The organism is Stutzerimonas urumqiensis (assembly GCF_003640395.1).
Classification (GTDB): Bacteria; Pseudomonadota; Gammaproteobacteria; order Pseudomonadales; family Pseudomonadaceae; genus Stutzerimonas; species Stutzerimonas urumqiensis.
Genome location: NZ_RBZQ01000002.1, coordinates 255,756 through 273,852, shown reverse-complemented (window position 1 = coordinate 273,852; position 18,097 = coordinate 255,756). Strand labels below are relative to the sequence as shown.

General features: G+C 64.9%; 20 protein-coding genes. 9 read left to right on the top strand and 11 right to left on the bottom strand.

The genetic code is table 11. The features are described from left to right. The first annotated feature begins 37 nt into the window (after window positions 1-37). Window positions 38-478, top strand: a complete 441-nt coding sequence (locus D7325_RS04680; protein ID WP_120994370.1) for a FecR domain-containing protein — start codon at window positions 38-40, stop codon at window positions 476-478. Beyond that, window positions 475-1,065 carry an OmpA family protein gene (locus D7325_RS04675; RefSeq protein ID WP_120994369.1) on the top strand — a complete coding sequence of 197 codons (591 nt, stop codon included), beginning with the start codon at window positions 475-477 and terminating at the stop codon, window positions 1,063-1,065. The genes D7325_RS04680 and D7325_RS04675 overlap by 4 nt, the downstream gene beginning before the upstream one ends. Before the next feature lie 9 nt (window positions 1,066-1,074). On the opposite strand, the gene D7325_RS04670 is transcribed toward D7325_RS04675, so the two are convergent. From D7325_RS04670 to D7325_RS04650, 5 genes are all read right to left on the bottom strand, one after another. Next, window positions 1,075-1,455 carry a RidA family protein gene (locus D7325_RS04670; RefSeq protein ID WP_120994368.1) on the bottom strand — a complete coding sequence of 127 codons (381 nt, stop codon included), beginning with the start codon at window positions 1,453-1,455 and terminating at the stop codon, window positions 1,075-1,077. A gap of 240 nt (window positions 1,456-1,695) precedes the next feature. Continuing rightward, on the bottom strand, window positions 1,696-3,804 hold the full coding sequence (gene spoT / locus D7325_RS04665; RefSeq protein ID WP_120994367.1) for a bifunctional GTP diphosphokinase/guanosine-3',5'-bis pyrophosphate 3'-pyrophosphohydrolase: 2,109 nt from the start codon (window positions 3,802-3,804) through the stop codon (window positions 1,696-1,698). Between the two features lie 55 nt (window positions 3,805-3,859). Continuing rightward, window positions 3,860-4,123, bottom strand: a complete 264-nt coding sequence (gene rpoZ / locus D7325_RS04660; protein WP_120994366.1) for a DNA-directed RNA polymerase subunit omega — start codon at window positions 4,121-4,123, stop codon at window positions 3,860-3,862. 132 nt (window positions 4,124-4,255) lie between these two features. Next, a complete protein-coding gene (gene gmk, locus D7325_RS04655) occupies window positions 4,256-4,873 on the bottom strand; it encodes a guanylate kinase (RefSeq protein WP_120994365.1) in 618 nt (205 codons plus the stop codon). Between the two features lie 40 nt (window positions 4,874-4,913). Further along, window positions 4,914-5,777: a YicC/YloC family endoribonuclease gene (locus D7325_RS04650; protein ID WP_120994364.1), complete on the bottom strand. Its 864-nt coding sequence runs from the start codon at window positions 5,775-5,777 to the stop codon at window positions 4,914-4,916. A gap of 146 nt (window positions 5,778-5,923) precedes the next feature. Between D7325_RS04650 and rph the strand changes: the two genes are divergently transcribed. Both rph and D7325_RS04640 read left to right on the top strand, forming a co-directional pair. After that, window positions 5,924-6,646 (top strand): ribonuclease PH, encoded by a 723-nt coding sequence (rph, locus tag D7325_RS04645; RefSeq protein WP_120994638.1) that lies wholly within the window; start codon window positions 5,924-5,926, stop codon window positions 6,644-6,646. A gap of 15 nt (window positions 6,647-6,661) precedes the next feature. After that, on the top strand, window positions 6,662-7,033 hold the full coding sequence (locus D7325_RS04640) for a DUF4870 domain-containing protein (protein WP_120994363.1): 372 nt from the start codon (window positions 6,662-6,664) through the stop codon (window positions 7,031-7,033). A gap of 70 nt (window positions 7,034-7,103) precedes the next feature. Here the strand turns inward: D7325_RS04640 and D7325_RS04635 are convergent, their stop codons facing one another. Continuing rightward, entirely contained in the window at window positions 7,104-7,883 is a 780-nt protein-coding gene (locus tag D7325_RS04635; protein ID WP_120994362.1) for an exodeoxyribonuclease III, read from the bottom strand. 84 nt (window positions 7,884-7,967) lie between these two features. On the opposite strand from D7325_RS04635, the gene pyrE reads away from it, so the two are divergent. Both pyrE and D7325_RS04625 read left to right on the top strand, forming a co-directional pair. After that, a complete protein-coding gene (gene pyrE, locus D7325_RS04630) occupies window positions 7,968-8,612 on the top strand; it encodes an orotate phosphoribosyltransferase (RefSeq protein ID WP_120994361.1) in 645 nt (214 codons plus the stop codon). A 14-nt stretch (window positions 8,613-8,626) separates the two neighbouring features. After that, complete coding sequence (locus tag D7325_RS04625; protein ID WP_120994360.1) at window positions 8,627-9,220, top strand: DUF4124 domain-containing protein; 594 nt, start codon at window positions 8,627-8,629, stop codon at window positions 9,218-9,220. Between the two features lie 22 nt (window positions 9,221-9,242). On the opposite strand, the gene argB is transcribed toward D7325_RS04625, so the two are convergent. From argB to coaBC, 4 genes are all read right to left on the bottom strand, one after another. Then, window positions 9,243-10,148 carry an acetylglutamate kinase gene (argB, locus tag D7325_RS04620; protein WP_120994359.1) on the bottom strand — a complete coding sequence of 302 codons (906 nt, stop codon included), beginning with the start codon at window positions 10,146-10,148 and terminating at the stop codon, window positions 9,243-9,245. Window positions 10,149-10,159: 11 nt separating this feature from the next. Next, the gene (gene algC / locus D7325_RS19200) at window positions 10,160-11,551 is read right to left on the bottom strand and encodes a phosphomannomutase/phosphoglucomutase (RefSeq protein ID WP_218565174.1); all 1,392 of its coding nucleotides are present in this window, start codon (window positions 11,549-11,551) and stop codon (window positions 10,160-10,162) included. A gap of 1,233 nt (window positions 11,552-12,784) precedes the next feature. Further along, entirely contained in the window at window positions 12,785-13,240 is a 456-nt protein-coding gene (gene dut, locus D7325_RS04610; protein ID WP_120994357.1) for a dUTP diphosphatase, read from the bottom strand. 1 nt (window position 13,241) lies between these two features. Continuing rightward, on the bottom strand, window positions 13,242-14,450 hold the full coding sequence (gene coaBC / locus D7325_RS04605; protein WP_120994356.1) for a bifunctional phosphopantothenoylcysteine decarboxylase/phosphopantothenate--cysteine ligase CoaBC: 1,209 nt from the start codon (window positions 14,448-14,450) through the stop codon (window positions 13,242-13,244). 131 nt (window positions 14,451-14,581) lie between these two features. On the opposite strand from coaBC, the gene radC reads away from it, so the two are divergent. The 3 genes from radC (at window position 14,582) to rpmG (ending at window position 15,913) form a co-directional block, all read left to right on the top strand. Next, window positions 14,582-15,256, top strand: coding sequence for a RadC family protein (gene radC / locus D7325_RS04600; RefSeq protein WP_120994355.1), 675 nt, complete (start codon window positions 14,582-14,584; stop codon window positions 15,254-15,256). Window positions 15,257-15,509: 253 nt separating this feature from the next. Continuing rightward, a complete protein-coding gene (rpmB, locus tag D7325_RS04595) occupies window positions 15,510-15,746 on the top strand; it encodes a 50S ribosomal protein L28 (RefSeq protein ID WP_120994354.1) in 237 nt (78 codons plus the stop codon). 11 nt (window positions 15,747-15,757) lie between these two features. Then, window positions 15,758-15,913 (top strand): 50S ribosomal protein L33, encoded by a 156-nt coding sequence (gene rpmG / locus D7325_RS04590; protein WP_014854577.1) that lies wholly within the window; start codon window positions 15,758-15,760, stop codon window positions 15,911-15,913. A gap of 123 nt (window positions 15,914-16,036) precedes the next feature. On the opposite strand, the gene rep is transcribed toward rpmG, so the two are convergent. Then, complete coding sequence (rep, locus tag D7325_RS04585; protein WP_120994353.1) at window positions 16,037-18,046, bottom strand: DNA helicase Rep; 2,010 nt, start codon at window positions 18,044-18,046, stop codon at window positions 16,037-16,039. Between the last annotated feature and the right edge of the window lie 51 nt (window positions 18,047-18,097).

Genomic DNA, 18,097 nt, shown 5'->3' with positions numbered 1-18,097 from the left:
CGTGGCCGATCGCCGGGAGGACGATGTAAGGGATGACATGCGCGCGACAATAACGATGCTGGCGCTGGCCGTTCACCTCGGTGCGCTGGCCGCTCCGTTGCCGGAGCCGGTCGGCTATGTGATGACGCTACAGGCGCCGGCCTACCTCATGGCGCGTGACAACCACACGCCTGTACGCACGGGCCAGGCGGTCGTCGACGAAAGCACCTTGCAGACCGGTCCGGGCGGCACGCTGGGCATCACCTTCGAAGACGGCACCCGTCTTGCGCTTGGCCCGCAGAGCGATGTGGAGCTGCTCGACTATCGCTTCGACCCGGCCGCCGACGCGCTGGCGCTGCACCTGTATCTGCACCGCGGAACCCTGAGTCTGGCGCCTGGCCGTCTGGCGTCGCTGCGCCCGGACGCGGTGACGGTGCAGACCGACGAGGGCCTGGTCGCGGTGCGTGATGCTCACCTGCTGCTGAAGGTGGCGCCATGAGGCATGCCTTCGTCGTCGGGCTGGCGACGCTGCTCGGCGGTTGTGTCAACGCTTCCTATGTGGCGATGCTGCCCGCGCCGGACGGGGACAGCGGCTCGCTGCTGGTCGCCAATCCGGCGGGGCAGCATCTGTTGCAGACGCCTGGGCAGGCGGTTTCGCTAGGCCCGGGAGCGCCCAGGCCGCTGCAACTGCCTGCCTGGCAAGTCGAGCGGGATTTCGCGGCGGCCCAGGCGGCGCTGCCGCCGGCGGTCGAACGGTACCGGCTGTATTTCGAAGGCGCCGGGCTCACGCTGACCGAGCGCTCGGAGGCGAACATCGGTCATCTGCTGAATCGCATTCGGCACCGCACCCCGGTGGCGATCTCGGTGATCGGCCATACCGATCGCCTCGGCGGCCGCGACCTCAACCACCGGACCGGCCTGCTGCGGGCGCAGCAGGTGGCGGATCGGCTGCGAGCGGAAGGTATTCAGGGATCGAGCCTGATCGAGCTGCGGGTCGGCTCGCACGGCGAGGATGACCCGCTGATCGACACGCCGGACGAGACGGCCGAGCCGCGCAACCGGCGTGTCGAGGTGATGCTGCGTTAGCGGCAGCGGTCAGGCGAGGACCAGCACGGCGTCCATTTCCACCTGCGAGCCCTTGGGCAGCGCGGCCACGCCGATGGCGGCGCGGGCCGGGTACGGCGACTGGAAGTAGCGGCTCATGACCTCGTTCACGGTGGCGAAGTTGGAGAGGTCGGTCAGGAAGATGTTGAGCTTGACGATGTCGGCGAGACTGCCGCCGGCGGCTTCAGCTACGGCCTTAAGGTTTTCGAAGACCTGCACGGCCTGGGCTTCGAAGCCCTCGACCAGCTCCATGCTGGCCGGATCGAGCGGGATCTGCCCGGACAGGTAGACGGTGTCGCCGACCTTGATCGCCTGGGAGTAGGTGCCGATGGCGGCGGGAGCCTTGTCGGTGCTGATGACGGTACGGGACATGCGTGACTCCTTGGCTTCGTGGGTTCAGCGGCAAGGATAAAGCAGGAGGGGCAAAAAAGCCGATGGAGGCGCCAGGGGAAGGGACGCTGGGAGTCGTGCGTCATGCGGCGACGGTACGTTCGGCCGGTCTGTCCTTCCGCCGCGCAGCGTCGTCGGCTGGCCCGAGTGGGCGACTCGTGGCGAGACGGACGTAACGGCGATACCCACGATCACGCCGTGCATCCGCCTTCCAGGTCGCGCTCACGCCCTGACCCGCGTGATGCGCTCGACGCCCGCCAGGGTCCGTAGCTTGCGGATGACCCGTGCGAGGTGGATTCGGTCATGCACGCTGACCACGAGCTGCACGACACTGATTCGCCCGTCGCGCTCGTCCATTCCGATCTTCTCGATGTTGCCGTCCGCCGCATTGACGCTGCCCGCCAGCAGGGCGATCAGGCCGCGCTGGTGTTCCAGTTCGACCCGCAGTTCCACGTTGAACTCGCCGGTGACGTCTTTCGACCATGACAGCGGGATGCACTTGTCGGGGTTGTGCCGGACTTCGGCGATATTGCGGCAGGTTTCCAGGTGCACTACCACGCCCTTGCCGGCCGAGAGATGGCCGACGATCGGGTCGCCGGGAATCGGCGTACAGCACTTGGCGTAGCTCAGCACCAGGCCTTCGGTGCCACGGATGGCCAGGGGGCCGTCGACATTGGGCGCCTGCTCGCCTTCGCTGGCCAGCAGGCGTCGCGCGATGACATAGGCCATGCGGTTGCCAAGCCCGATATCGGCCAGCAAATCGTCGAGCGCCTCCATCTGGTACTCCGCGAGCACCTGGGCGATGCGCTCCTGCGGAATGTCTTCCAGCTGCGTGCCGAAGCCGCTGAGCGCCTTGCTCAGCAGGCGCTCGCCCAGGCTGACCGACTCGGAGCGGCGCTGCAGCTTCAGCGCGTGGCGGATATGCGTGCGCGCCTTGCCGGTGACCACGAAGTTCAGCCAGGCCGGATTCGGCCGTGCGCCGGGCGCGGTAACAATCTCCACGGTCGAGCCGCTTTCCAGGGCCTGCGACAGGGGCGCCAGACGCCGGTTGATGCGACAGGCGATGCAGGTGTTGCCGACGTCGGTATGCACGGCGTAGGCGAAGTCGACGGCCGTCGAGCCCTTGGGCAGCTCCATGATGCTGCCCTTGGGTGTGAACACGTAGACCTCGTCGGGGAAGAGGTCGATCTTCACGCTCTCGATGAACTCGAGCGAGTTGCCGGCCCGCTGCTGCAACTCCAGCACGCCCTTGACCCATTGCCGGGCACGGGCATGGGTGCCTTTGGGCGCCTCGTCGCTGCTGGATTTGTACAGCCAGTGGGCGGCGATGCCGTTGTTGGCCATCTCTTCCATTTCGCGGGTACGAATCTGGATCTCGATCGGTACGCCGTGCATGCCGAACAGGGTGGTATGCAGGGACTGGTAGCCGTTGGCCTTGGGAATCGCGATGTAATCCTTGAAACGGCCGGGCAGCGGCTTGTACAGGCTGTGCACGGCGCCGAGCACGCGGTAGCAGGTGTCAGCCTTGTCGACGACGATGCGGAACGCGTAGACGTCCATGATCTCGTTGAAGGCCTTACGCTTGCCGCGCATCTTCTGATAGATGCTGAACAGGTGCTTTTCGCGGCCGATCACCTCGCCTTCGAGCCCTTCGCGGGCGAGGCAATGGATCAGCGATTCCTCGATCTTGTTGACGATTTCCTTGCGGTTGCCGCGCGCCCGCCGAACCGCCGCCCGGATGCGTTCGGAGCGCATCGGGTGCATCGCCTTGAAGCCCAGGTCCTCGAACTCCACCCGCATGCTGTGCATGCCCAGCCGGTTGGCGATCGGCGCGTAGATTTCCAGCGTTTCCTTGGCGATGCGTCGGCGTTTCTCGCCCGAGAGCACTTCCAGGGTACGCATGTTGTGCAGGCGGTCGGCGAGCTTGACCAGGATGACGCGGATATCGCGCGCCATGGCCATCGCCATCTTCTGGAAGTTTTCCGCCTGGGCCTCAGCCTTGGTCTCGAAGTTCATCTGGGTCAGCTTGCTGACCCCGTCGACCAGCTCGGCCACGGTCTCGCCGAACTGCGCGGTGAGGGCCTCCTTGGCGATGCCGGTGTCTTCGATGACGTCGTGCAGCATGGCCGCCATCAGGCTCTGATGGTCCATGTGCATGTCTGCGAGAATGCCCGCGACCGCGAGCGGATGGGTCACATAGGCTTCGCCACTGCGGCGGCGCTGGCCATCGTGTGCCTGTTCGGCATAGAAATAGGCGCGGCGGACCAGGTTGACCTGGTCGTCGCCGAGGTAGGTCGACAGCCGTGTGGCAAGCGCTTCGATACCGGACACGTGAGGTGCCGGGCTGGTCGGGTGACTATGCGCGCCGCTGTCGACCGGGCATCGATCAGAGGGGTTCGTTTGAATCATCCTCGTACTGAATGAACAGCGGTTCTTCCTCGACGAGATCATCCTGGGCGATCACGTCGTAGTCGACCAGACCGGAGGCGATTTCACGCAGGGCGACGACGGTCGGCTTGTCGTTTTCCCAGGCGACCTTGGGCTCCTTGCCGCCGGTGGCCAGCTGACGGGAGCGCTTGGTGGCCAGCATGACCAGCTCGAAGCGGTTATCGACGTTGTCCAGGCAGTCTTCAACGGTGACGCGAGCCATGGTGTTCCTCGTGATCAAGACAGGAGCCGCCCCAGCGGGCGTGCGGACCCGGTAGTCTAAAAAAACGCCAGCGCCAAGGGAAGCCGGTTTTCGTCGGCCGGCACGGCGGGCGACCCGGAACGGGCGTGTCGGTCAGGCCAGCAATTGGCGCAGAAGGCCTTCGAAGCGCTGCTGCTGCGGCTCCTGGCGAAGCTGGTTGGCGCGGAAAATCGCTTGCAGGTCGGCCAGCGCATGGGCGAAGTCGTCGTTGATGACGAGGTAGTCGTACTCGACGTAGTGGCTCATCTCGCTGACGGCTTCGCGCATCCGCCGCTCGATGATGTCCTCGCTGTCCTGGCCTCGGTTGGTCAGGCGCTGGCGCAGGGCTTCCTGGGTCGGCGGGAGGATGAAGATCGAGCGGGCGGCGGGCATCAGGCGGCGCACTTGCTGGGCGCCCTGCCAGTCGATTTCCAGGATCAGGTCCTGACCGGCGGCCAGCGTGTCTTCCAGCCAGCGTTGGGAGGTGCCGTACAGGTTGCCGAACACCTCGGCGTGCTCGAGGAATTCGTTGCGCTCCAGCCGCTCGAGGAAGTCTTCCCGGCTGACGAAGTGGTAGTTGACGCCGTCGACTTCGCCCGGCCGTATCGCCCGCGTGGTGTGGGAGACCGAGACGCGCACCTGTGGCTGGCTGTCGATCAATGCCTTGACGAGGCTGGTCTTGCCGGCACCCGAGGGTGCCGAAACGATGTAGAGCGTGCCGGTGGCGGGCATGACGGCGTCCTGAAGCTGCGCGAGGCGGAAGTTTACTGGATTACTCGATGTTCTGGACCTGCTCGCGCATCTGCTCGATCAGGACCTTGAGGTTGACCGCCGCCTGCGTGCTGCGCGGATCGAAGGCCTTGGAGCCGAGCGTGTTCGCCTCGCGGTTGAGTTCCTGCATCAGGAAGTCCAGGCGGCGTCCCACGGCGCCGCCGGCCTTGAGTACGCGGCGGACCTCGGCGATGTGGGTTTCCAGGCGGTCGAGTTCTTCGGCGACATCGCTCTTCTGGGCCAGCAGCACGAGTTCCTGCTCGAGCCGCTGCGGGTCCAGCTCGATCGCCCACTCGGCGCAGCGATCGAGGATCTTCTGGCGCTGGGCGTCCAGCATCTGCGGGACCCGCGCGCGCAGGGCGGTGACTTCGTCGCCCATGGCATCGAGCCGTTCGCCCAGCAGCCTGGCGAGCTGCTCGCCTTCGCGCTCGCGACCCTGGCGCAGCTCGGCCAGCGTCCGTTCGAAGAGCTTGAGCGCCGTCTGGTTGAGCACTTGCGGGTCGGCGCCGCCTGCCACGGTGACGCCGGGCCAGGCAAGCAGTTCGAGGGTGTTGACCGGGGCGGGATTGTCCACCAGGACAGTCAGCTGGCGCAGGGTTTCGATCACTTCGCGCGCCCGCGATTCGTCGATCTGCAACGGGCGCCCACTGCCGCTGTCCTGAAAACGGAGCGTGCATTCGACCTTGCCGCGGCCGAGCGACTTGCGAAGCGACTCGCGTACCGGGCCCTCGAGTTCCCGGAACGCATCGGGAAGGCGGAGGTGCGGCTCGAGGTAGCGGTGATTGACCGATCGTATCTCCCAGCAGAGCGTGCCTTCGGCGCTGGGTTCTTCCGTGCGGGCGAATGCCGTCATGCTGTGGATCATGGGTGGGCCTCGGCTTGAAAAAGAGCGGAGTGTAAAGCAAGGAGGCGCACCGTTCGCCCGATTTACGGTGACGGCGATACCCTCCGCGACGGATCAAGGGCTCTATAATGCCGGGCAATTCCTCCGATCAGACCAAGGGCACCTCCATGAAACGTCCCAGTGGCCGTAGCGCCGATCAGCTGCGTTCCATCCGTATCACGCGCCACTACACCAAGCATGCCGAGGGTTCGGTGCTGGTCGAATTCGGCGACACCAAGGTGATCTGCACGGCGAGCGTCGAGAGCGGCGTACCGCGTTTTCTCAAGGGCCAGGGCCAGGGATGGCTGACCGCCGAGTACGGCATGCTGCCGCGCGCGACCGGCGAGCGGAATCAGCGCGAGGCCAGTCGCGGCAAGCAGGGCGGGCGCACGCTGGAGATCCAGCGTCTGATCGGCCGCTCGCTGCGTGCGGCGCTGGATATGTCCAAGCTCGGCGAGAACACGCTCTACGTCGATTGCGACGTCATCCAGGCCGATGGCGGGACCCGCACGGCCTCGATCACCGGGGCGATGGTGGCGGTGGCCGATGCCCTCAAGGTGCTGAAGAAGCGTGGCGGGCTAAAGGCCGGTGAGCCGCTCAAGCAGATGATCGCGGCGGTGTCGGTGGGCATGTATCAGGGTGAGCCCGTCCTTGATTTGGACTACCTCGAAGACTCCGCCGCCGAGACCGACCTCAATGTCGTCATGACCGAAGGCGGTGGGTTTATCGAAATTCAGGGCACCGCCGAAGGTGCGCCCTTCGATCCCGACCAGCTGAACGCCATGCTCGCGCTGGCGCAGCGTGGTGTGCGCGAGCTCGTCGAGCTTCAACGTGCATCACTCGCCGACTGAGCCGGAGACCGTCCGATGAGCGACGAGCAAGCCCTGGTCCCCACGCCCTCAGGCGAGGCGCGTAAGTGGGCGATGCTGTGCCACTACGCCGCCTTCGGCTGGTTTGTGGCGCCCATGATCGGCAACGTGATCGGCCCGCTGCTGGTCTGGCAATTGAAGAAGGACGTCGATCCGTTCATCGACCAGCAGGGCAAGGAGGCGCTGAACTTCCAGATCACGTTCAGCCTGTGGTTGATGATCTGCGGCATTCTCGCCTGGGTGCTGATCGGTTTCCCGCTGATGGTCCTGGTCAGCGTCGTCGCCCTGGTGCTGGTCATCATCGCCGGCATCAGGGCGAACGAGGGCAAACCCTATCGCTATCCGTTCTGCTGGCGGATCGTGAAGTAACGAGCAAGACCTGGCGCCAGGCGATACCGCTCTGGCGCCTGACTGCCAATCGGCTGATCTGGCGGTCGGCTCAGATGCTCAGCGTCCAGTCGTAATCCACGATCAGCGGCGCGTGCTGCGAGAAGCGTGGCTGGCGGGGCAGGCGGGCGTTGCGAACGAAGCGGCGCAGGCCTGATGTCAGGATGTGATAGTCGAAGCGCCAGCCGAGGTTGAGCATCTCCGCCTGTTCGGTGTCGGGCCACCAGCTGTACAGGTCGCCTTCGCGAGAGACTTCGCGCAGTGCGTCGACATAGCCCATCGTGCCGAAGACTTCATCCAGCCAGGCACGCTCCGGCGCCAGGAAGCCAGGGGTCTGCTGGCAGTCGCGCCAGTTCTTCACGTCGAGTTTCTGGTGGGCGACATAGAGCGAGCCGCAGTACAGGTACTCGCGGCGCTTGCGGCGCTGCTTGTCCAGGTAATGCGTGAAGTCATCCATGAACTTGAATTTCTGGTTCAGGCTGCCATCGCCCCCCTGTCCGGACGGGAGCAGGAGGCTGGCGATGCTTACCTTGTCGAAATCGGCCTGCAGGTAGCGGCCATAGCGGTCGGCCGTCTCGAAACCGAGTCCCATGATGATGGCCTTCGGCTGCAAGCGGGAATACAGCGCAACGCCGCCTTGCTCCGGGTCTTCTGCTTCGCAGACGTAGAGGAAGTAACCGTCGAGCTGGTAGGCGGGGTCGTCGAGTTCGGGAGCCGAAGCGCGGGTATCCTGCAGGCAAATGACGTCGGCATTCTGCGCCTGCAGCCAGCTGAGGAGTCCTCGCTGCGCTGCTGCTTGAATGCCGTTCACGTTGACGCTGATGATCCGCATAAATGGCCCCTGAAAACACGTGCGTGTATGATAACCGAGCTCTTTGCAATTAGCTAAACGCGCGGTTTACGGGGCTTTTCATTCATGCAGGATTACCAGCGCGAATTCATTCGATTCGCCATTGAGCGAGGCGTGCTGCGCTTCGGTGAGTTCACGTTGAAATCCGGCCGCACGAGTCCGTATTTCTTCAACGCGGGGCTGTTCAACACCGGCGCCGCGCTGTCCCGGCTCGGGCGCTTCTACGCGGCTGCGATCACCGAAAGTGGCGTGGGCTTCGATGTGCTGTTCGGGCCGGCCTACAAGGGTATTCCGTTGGCAGCGACCACGGCCGTCGCACTGGCCGATCGGCATGATGCCGATGTGCCCTGGTGCTTCAACCGCAAGGAAGCGAAGGACCACGGTGAGGGTGGCAGCCTGGTCGGTGCGCCCCTGGACGGTCGTGTTCTGATCATTGACGACGTCATCACGGCCGGCACGGCCATCCGCGAAGTGATGCAGATCATTCAGGGCCAGGGCGCCGAAGCTGCCGGGGTGGTCATCGCCCTGAACCGGCAGGAGCGGGGCACCGGTGCGCTGTCGGCGATTCAGGAAGTCGAGCGCGATTACCGCATGCCTGTGATCAGCATCGTGTCTTTGACGCAGGTTCTCGAATACCTTGCCGGTGATTGCGAGCTCAAGGCGCATCTACCGGCCGTGGAGAGATACCGAGAGCAGTACGGGATTGCCTGACCGAGGGACGCTCGATGTTGAAGCCGATCATTCTGAGCCTGTTGTCGCTGACCTGCCTGGTGGCATGGGCGGCGGACGATGCCGTGTTGCTGTATCGGTATGTCGACGACAAGGGCGTCGTGGTCCTGAATCGCCAGGGCGTGCCGCCACAGTTCATCGGCAACGGTTATCAGGTCCTCAATGATCAGGGGCGGGTGATTCGGGAGATTCCGCCGGCGCCCTCCGAGGCGGAGATGAAGCGCCTGCTGGAAGAGAAGGCCCGCGCCAGCTCCGATCGCCAGTTGCTGCGGCTTTATACCAGTGCCGCGGATGTCGAGCGGGCCAAGGCGCGCAAGCTGGCGGAACTGGACAGCGTGATCGGCGTGGCCCGGGGCAATTTGCAGTCGCTTCGTGCGCAGCAGGCCAATCTGCAGAGCCAGGCGGCCGGCCATGAGCGCGCTGGGCGCCAGGTGCCGCCGCACCTCATCACGCAGATCGAGAACCTCAAGCGCGAGCAGCAAAGCCGCAAGCGTGATATCGAGCGGTATCAACGGGTACGCGCTGAGGCCGAGAAAAGCTTCGAGGCCGATCGGTTGCGTATCGTCGAGTTGCTGGGGCGCGCCGACTAGACGAGGCGCGCCCCGCCGCCGATCAATCCGGCGAGCGGTTGGTGATCAGCGTACCGACGCCGATGTCGCTGAAGATTTCCAGCAACACGGCATTCGGGACTCGTCCGTCGATGATGTGAGCGCTGGTGACGCCCCCCTGAACGGCATCGAGTGCACATCGAATCTTGGGCAGCATACCGCCGTAGATGGTGCCGTCGGCGATGAGCGCGTCGACCTGGGCGGTGGTCAGGCCGGTCAGCACCTTGCCTTCCTTGTCCATCAAGCCTGCGATGTTGGTCAGCAGCATCAGCTTCTCGGCTTTCAGCGCTTCGGCGACCTTGCCCGCGACCAGGTCGGCGTTGATGTTGTAGGACTCGCCATCAGGGCCGACGCCGATCGGTGCGATCACCGGGATGAAGTTGCCCCGCACCAGCATGTTGAGGAGCTCGGTGTTGACGCCGGTCACTTCGCCCACCTGGCCGATGTCGATGATCTCGGGCTGGGTCATGCCGGGCGTCTGGCGCGTAGCCATCAGCTTGCGGGCGCGTATCAGCTGGGCATCCTTGCCGGTCATGCCGAGAGCACTGCCGCCATGCTGGTTGATCAGCGTGACGATGCTCTTGTTGACCAGTCCGCCAAGCACCATCTCGACGACATCCATGGTCTGCGCATCCGTGACGCGCATGCCATCGATGAACTGGCTCTCGATGTTCAGGCGCTTGAGCAGGTCGCCAATCTGCGGACCGCCGCCGTGAACCACCACCGGGTTGATGCCCACAGCCTTCATCAGCACCATGTCGCGAGCGAAGCTGGTCTTCAGCTCTTCGCTTTCCATGGCGTTGCCGCCGTACTTGACGACCAGCGTCTTGCCGACGAAATGGCGGATGTAGGGCAGCGCCTCGGAAAGAACCTGGGCGAACTGGGTGGCTGCTTCACGGCTTAGGGTCATGCAGGGCTCCGTCAGAACGGCAACTTGAGGTCGGGCGCGACAGTATAGAGCTGGGCACGGAACACGTCCTGAATGCGCGCGAGTTCTTCCTGGGTTTCCGCTTCGAAGCGCAGCACCAGTACCGGCGTGGTGTTGGACGCGCGGACCAGACCCCAACCCTTCGGGTAATCGACGCGCACCCCGTCCAGCGTGGTCAGGTTCGCGTCGCCCCATTCGGCGTCGCGCTGGAGCGCATCGATCAGCTCGAACTTGCTCTCCTCGGTCACCTGGATGTTGATTTCCGGCGTGGACAGGTCGTTGGGGAAGGCCGCGAAGACCTGCTCGCTGGTGCGTCTGTCCTGACTGAGGATTTCCAGCAGCCGGGCCGCGCTGTAGATGCCATCGTCGAAGCCGAACCAGCGCTCCTTGAAGAAGATGTGTCCGCTCATCTCGCCGGCCAGCAGGGCACCGGATTCCTTCATCTTTTTCTTGATGAGCGAGTGGCCGGTCTTCCACATCACCGGGCGGCCGCCGTAGCCGCTGATCAGCGGGGTCAGGCGACGGGTGCATTTGACGTCGAAGATGATGTCGGCGCCCGGATTGCGCGAGACCACGTCCTTGGCGAACAGCATCAGCAGGCGGTCGGGATAGACGATGGTCCCTTCGTTGGTGACCACCCCGACACGATCGCCATCGCCGTCGAAGGCCAGGCCCAGGTCGGCGTTTTCGCGCTTCACGCAGGCGATGAGGTCGGTGAGGTTCTCGGGCTTGCCCGGGTCCGGATGGTGATTGGGGAAGCGGCCGTCGACGTCGCAGAACAAGGGGATGACCTCGCAGCCCATGGCCTCGATCAGTCGCGGCGCGATCACGCCGGCCACGCCGTTGCCGCAGTCGACCACGACCTTGAGCTTGCGAGCGATCGCCATGTCATCGCGGATGCGCGCGAAGTAATCCTCGAGCACGTCGACCCGCTCGACCGTGCCGGTGCCCTCGGCGAGATCGCCGCTTTCGATCCGCTGGCGCAGCGCCTGGATCTGCTCGTTGGCCAGCGTGTCGCCGGCGATGACGATCTTGAAGCCGTTGTAATCCGGGGGATTGTGGCTTCCGGTCAGCATCACGCCGGACTTGCCGGCCAGCACGTTCGCCGCGTAGTAGAGCACCGGGGTCGGCACCATGCCGATGTCGTTCACCGAGCAGCCGCAATCCACCAGCCCCTGGATCAGGTGCTGTACCAGTTCCGGGCCGGACAGGCGCCCGTCGCGGCCGACGGAGACGTTCGGTTCGCCACGGGCGATGCTTTCGGAACCGACGGCGCGCCCGATCCAGTAGGCCGTCTCGGGCGTGAGGCTCTCCCCGACCACGCCGCGGATGTCATACGCGCGGAAGATGCTGGCCGATAGTTTGGGGGCTTTGACGCTGCTCATTGCGGGTCGCTCCATGATGTCGAGGCCAAGCAGGTCCTGGTCCTCGTCCAGAATGTCGATGTCGAGGATATCGGTCTGCGCGAATATCGGATCGACGTAATCGGTGGGTTTCGCCTGGCGCCCGGCCGGCTCCGGCTTGGCTGCGGCAGCAGCCGTACCGCTCTCCGGTGAAGGTCGGCGTGGCAGGCGGACCAGGCTCTTGGCCAGCGCGTCGAGGGCTGGGAGGCTCAAGGTCGGACTTTGGATGGTTTTGCCCGCATAGAGTTCCTGCATCATCTGGCCGAGCTGGCGGACGTCTTCGCGAAGCCGGCGCTGCTGCGCGTTGAGCACCAGCTGCAGCCCTAACCAGGCGCCGGCCAATGCCAGGACGGCGGCCAGTGCCAGCAGGACGAGATCGGTCATGCGCAGGGCGGGCGGGGCCGGGAGGAAGTCGATTCGCCAGTTGGGATTGCCGCCATCGACGGTGACCGCCCGCTCGGCGGAGCCGGCGCTACCGCGCTGCAGCAGGGTTTGCGGGGGCGCCTGGTCGAACTGCTGGACGATGCGCAGGGTGCCGGCCTCGGGCGGCAGGGGCGCGAGCGCCGCCAGCACCTTGTCGAAATCGGCGACCAGCAGCAGCGCGCCTTGTACCGGCTCCTGCGTGCTGGACCGGATGGGGCTGGCGATGTAGAGCAGCCAGCGGTCGTCGATCTTGTAGGCTTCGGCCGGCGGTGTCTGGCCGCGCTCGGCACGCTGGATCAGGTCCAGCGCCGCGAAGCTGATCGGGCCGGCGGCGTTCGAGTCAAGCGTCGCCTGACCGCCCGCATTGATATGTGTATCGACGATGCCGGGCCGTTCACTCAGCTGGCGCTCGAGGCTGTCGACCCGGCTGGCGTCGCCGCTCGCGAGGGCGCGAAGCAGCGATGGCGAGCGGGCGGTGGCCTGGGCCGTCTGCGTCAATTGGCCGAGCGCCTGTCGGATCGCGCTGCCCTGGCTCTCGGCCTGCGCACGTGCCATGGCTTGTGCGTGGTCTTCGTTCCGCTCATGAATGCCGAATGCCAGCAATGCCAGGGCCGCGAGGATTCCGGCCGCGCTGGCCAGCAGGCCGGGCATCAGCGGTGCGAGGCTGGAGGTGCGGGGCTCGGCGGGCTTCTTCTGCGCCACGGCGTCGGCGGCGTCCAGGGTGTCCGGCTTCTTGTTCTTCTGCGAGCGCTTCAACATTCCATTTGCCTTCTTGTTGCGTCCGTTAGGCGATCAGCGATGCCCCGAATGACCGAAGCCGCCGGCACCGCGATCGCTCTCGTCGAAGTCGCTGACGATATCGAGCTGCGCCTGGACAACCGGTACCACCACCAGCTGCGCGATGCGGTCCCCGACATGGATGTCGAACGGCTCGGTGCCCCGGTTCCAGCAGGACACCATCAGCTGGCCCTGGTAATCGGAGTCGATCAGGCCGACAAGGTTGCCCAGCACGATGCCATGCTTGTGGCCGAGGCCCGAGCGCGGCAGTACCAGGGCGGCGAGACCCGGATCGGCGACATGGATGGCGAGTCCGGTGGGGATGAGCATCGTCTCGCCGGGTGCGAGGCGGACCTCTGCGTCGAGCATGGCGCGCAGGTCGAGCCCGGCGGAGCCGGCGGTGGCGTAGGTGGGGAGCGGGAAATCGCGGCCGAGCCGCGGGTCGAGGATCTTCGCTTGGAGCTTGTGCATGTCAGGCCTGGTCGAGTCGGTCGGCGATGAAGGTGATCAGCTGCCGGGCGATATGCCCCTTGCTGGCCTGGCTGAAGCGGGCCTCGCGCTGCTCCCGGTCGATCACGGTCACTGCGTTGTCCTCGCTGTTGAAGCCGATGGACGGGTTGGCCACGTCGTTCGCCACGATCAGGTCCAGATTCTTGTCGCGCAGCTTGCGCGTGGCGTAATCGAGGAGGTGCTCGGTCTCGGCGGCGAAGCCGACGCTGAAAGGGCGGTCGGCGCGTCCCGCGAGGGTCGCCAGGATGTCCGGGTTGCGTACCAGTTCTAGAACCAGGCCATCGCTTCGCGAAGGGTCTTTCTTCAGTTTGTGCGGTGCGATCACCTCGGGGCGGTAGTCGGCTACGGCGGCCGCCGCGATCAGTACATCGCAGGGCATCGAGGCCTCGCAGGCGGCGAGCATGTCGCGGGCGCTGACGACGTCGATCCGCTGGACGCGATCGGGGGTCGGAAGGTGCACCGGACCCGCGACGAGCGTCACGCGGGCGCCTGCTTCGGCGGCCGCTTCGGCCAGTGCGAAGCCCATCTTGCCCGAGCTGTGATTGGTGATGTAGCGCACCGGGTCGATGTTTTCCTGAGTCGGTCCGGCGGTGATCAGCACGTGGCGCCCGGTCAGCAGGCGTCGCTCGAAGCACTCGGCAGCGGCCTGGGCAAGCGCCTCGGCTTCGAGCATACGCCCCGGGCCGACGTCTCCGCACGCCTGGCTTCCATCGGCGGGGCCGAACAGGCGAAAGCCGCGCTGTGCCAGACGCTCGCGGTTGGCCTGGGTCGCCGGGTCGCGCCACATGGCCTGGTTCATGGCCGGCGCCAGCGCGACCGGCGCATCGGTGGCCAGCACCAGCGTTGTCAGCAGGTCATCGGCGACGCCCTGTGCCAGGCGTGCCATCAGGTCGGCGGTGGCCGGTGCGATGAGGATGAGGTCGGCCCAGCGCGCCAGTTCGATGTGGCCCATCGCGGCTTCGGCGGCCGGATCGAGCAGGTCGAGGTGGACCGGGTGCCCGGAAAGGGCCTGGAGGGTCAGGGGCGTGATGAACTCGCGTCCACCCTGAGTCATGACGACGCGAACTTCGGCCCCGTGATCGCGCAGCCGACGAACCAATTCCGCACTTTTATAGGCCGCTATGCCACCGCCGACGCCCAGGACGATGCGTTTCCGATACAGCCGCTGCATAGGCCTGCCTTGTTGCGAGTGTGAACTGTGCACCGACCTGGCCCAGGACGGGGGGTCGCCGGAAAAAAGGAGGGCTAAGATAGCACAGCGCCTACACCGGAAAAGTGGCGCGCAATCCACAGGGAGGTGACATGAGTATCAGGGATTGGCCGGCTGCCGAGCGGCCGCGCGAGAAGTTGTTGGAGCACGGCGCGGCCGCGCTGTCGGATGCCGAGCTGCTGGCGATCTTCCTCCGCACGGGAGTGGCCGGGTTCAGCGCTGTCGACCTGGCGCGCCAACTGTTGAACGAGTTCGGCAGCCTGCGCGCGCTGCTCGAAGCGGACCTGGGGCGCTTCAGCGCTCACCTGGGGCTCGGCCCGGCCAAGTTCGCTCAATTGCAGGCCGTGCTCGAGATGGGACGGCGACACCTCGCCGAGCGCATGCGTCGCGACTCCGCGCTGGAAAGCCCCCAGGCGGTGCGGGACTACCTGACGGCGCGGCTGCGTCATGAGCCGCACGAGCTCTTCGCCTGCCTGTTTCTCGATGCCAAGCATCGGGTGCTGGCCTTCGAAGTGCTTTTTCACGGAACGATAGACGGTGCCAGCGTCTATCCCAGACAGGTGGTCAAGCGGGCGCTGGCGCACAATGCCGCGGCCTTGATACTGGCCCACAATCATCCCTCCGGCGTTGCCGAACCGAGCCAGGCGGATCGTGCGCTGACGCTTCGGTTGAAGGATGCGCTGGCACTGGTCGATGTGCGTGTCCTCGATCACTTCGTGGTAGGCGATGGGGTGCCGTTGTCGATGGCCGAGCACGGTTTGATGTGAGCCAGGGCCGGCGCTCGATGAGCGATTCTGGCGGGGCGAACGCCCCACTGCCGGCTGTCCGAGCTCAGGACCTGCGCTTGTTGCCGTGGGGCACTTCTGGTATAAAGCAGCGCTCTTTTCTAGGGGCCCGGTTTCTTCGCTTGAATGTGTGGCCGGCATCACCCTGAAGAAACGCGGCGCTTCGCGCCAAACAATCGAGAGTTCAAGCGGCCAACCCATGCCGGGTTGGGCATGTGGTTTAGAGGGCTGAGGCATGTCGAGAGTCTGTCAAGTTACCGGTAAGGGTCCGGTGACCGGGAACAACGTTTCCCACGCGCACAACAAAACCCGTCGTCGTTTCCTGCCGAACCTGCAGCACCACCGTTTCTGGGTCGAATCCGAGAAGCGTTTCGTGCGTCTGCGCGTTTCTGCCAAGGGCATGCGAATCATCGACAAGCGTGGCATCGACGCCGTTCTGGCCGAGCTGCGCACCCGTGGCGAAAAGGTTTAAGGAGAGCAATCATGCGTGACCTGATTCGTTTGGTGTCCAGCGCCGGTACCGGCCACTTCTACACCACCGACAAGAACAAGCGTACGACCCCCGACAAGATCGAGATCAAGAAGTACGATCCGGTGGTTCGCAAGCACGTGATCTACAAGGAAGCCAAGATCAAGTAATTGATCGGCCCTTGAAGAAAAGCCCGCCCTCCGAGGCGGGCTTTTTGTTGCGTCCCTGTTTTCGTCGCGCGTGCCACACGAGGCCTTTGGGGCGGTGCTCCGTAGGTTCCTTGGCGCTCCGGCTCAGCGCTTGAGCATGGCCCGCATGGCCGCCAGCGCATCGTTTCCTCGCGCGGCCTTGGCCTCGGGAGGAGCATCTTCCTGGCCTTCCCATTCCAGGTCTTCCGGCGGCAATTCATCGAGGAAGCGGCTGGGCGTGCACTCGATGATCTCGCCATATTGCTTGCGCTTGGCGGCGAAGGTCATCGCCAGGTTCTGCCTCGCACGGGTGATGCCGACATAGGCCAGGCGGCGTTCTTCCTCGATGGTGTCGGCCTCGATGCTGGAGCGGTGTGGGAGGATTTCTTCCTCCATGCCCATGATGAACACGTAGGGAAACTCCAGCCCCTTGCTGGCATGCAGGGTCATCATCTGCACGCCCTCGGCGCCTTCTTCCTCTTCCTGCTGGCGTTCGAGCATGTCGCGCAGTACCAGCTTGGCGATGGCCTCCTCGATGGTCATGCCGCCTTCTTCGTCCTTTTCTAGGGTGTTCTTCAAAGCGTCGATGAGGAACCAGACGTTGCCCATGCGGAAGTCCGCGGCCTTGTCGCTGGAAGTCTGCGAGCGCACCCAGGTTTCGTAGTCGATGTCCATGACCATGCTGCGCAGCGCGGCGATGGGATCGTTCTGCGCGCACTGCTGGCGCAGGCTGTCCATGTAGCGCTTGAAGCGCGACAGGCGCTCGGTGAAGCGAGCGTCCAGGTGCTCGCCGAGGCCAATCTCGTCGCAGGCGGCGTACATGGAAATCTTGCGCGATGTAGCGTAGTTGCCGAGCTTTTCCAGCGTGGTCGAGCCGATTTCCCGGCGCGGCACGTTGATCACCCGCAGGAAGGCATTGTCGTCGTCCGGGTTGACCAGCAGGCGGAAGTAGCTCATCAGGTCCTTCACTTCCTGGCGGCCGAAGAAGCTGGTGCCGCCGGACAGCCGGTAAGGAATCTGGTGGTGCTGTAGCTTCAGCTCGATCAGCTTGGCCTGGTAGTTGCCGCGATAGAGGATGGCGAAATCGCTGTAGGGGCGCCCGGTCCTGAGGTGCAGGGTGAGTATCTCGACCGCGACCCGCTCGGCCTCGGCGTCTTCGTTGCGGCAGCGAATCACGCGGATCGGGTCGCCATGTCCCATTTCCGACCACAGCTGCTTCTCGAAGGCGTGCGGGTTGTTGGCGATCAGCACGTTGGCGCATTTGAGGATGCGGCTGGTGGAACGGTAGTTCTGTTCCAGCATCACCACCTTCAGCGAGGGGAAGTCTTCTTTCAGCTGCATCAGGTTTTCCGGTCGTGCGCCGCGCCAGGCGTAGATCGACTGGTCGTCGTCGCCCACCACCGTGAAGTGCGCGCGTTCCTGCACCAGCAGTTTCACCAGCAGGTACTGGCTGGCGTTGGTGTCCTGGTATTCGTCCACCAGCATGTAGCGCACCTTGTTGCGCCACTTCTCCAGCACCTCGGGGTGATCCTGGAAGAGCTTGACCGGCTGCATGATCAGGTCGTCGAAATCCACCGCGTTGTACGCCTTGAGCGTGCGCTGGTAGTGGGTGTAGACGATGGCCGCGGTCTGCTCCTTGGGATTGCGCGCCTCGGCGAGCGCCTGCTCGGGCGTGATCAGGTCGTTCTTCCAGCTGCCGATGTAGTTCTTGATCTCGTCGACGCCGTCATCGCCGGCGTATTCCTTCTGCATGAGGTCGGTCAGCAGCGCCTTGATGTCGCCCTCGTCGAAGATCGAGAAGCCCGGCTTGTAGCCGAGCTTGGCGTATTCCTTGCGGATGATGTTCAGGCCTAGGTTGTGGAAGGTCGAGACCGTCAGGCCACGCCCCTCGCCGCTACGCAGCAGGCTGGACACACGCTCCTTCATTTCGCGCGCGGCCTTGTTGGTGAAGGTCACGGCGACGATGTATTGCGCACGAATCCCGCATTGCTGGATCAGGTAGGCGATCTTGCGGGTGATCACGCTGGTCTTGCCGGAGCCGGCGCCGGCAAGCACCAGCATGGGGCCGCCGACGTAGTTCACGGCTTCCTGCTGCCGGGGATTGAGTCGGGACATGGTCGTTCGGGTCGTTCGAAGCGGGGGCGGGAGTTTAGCAGTCTGCCTGCG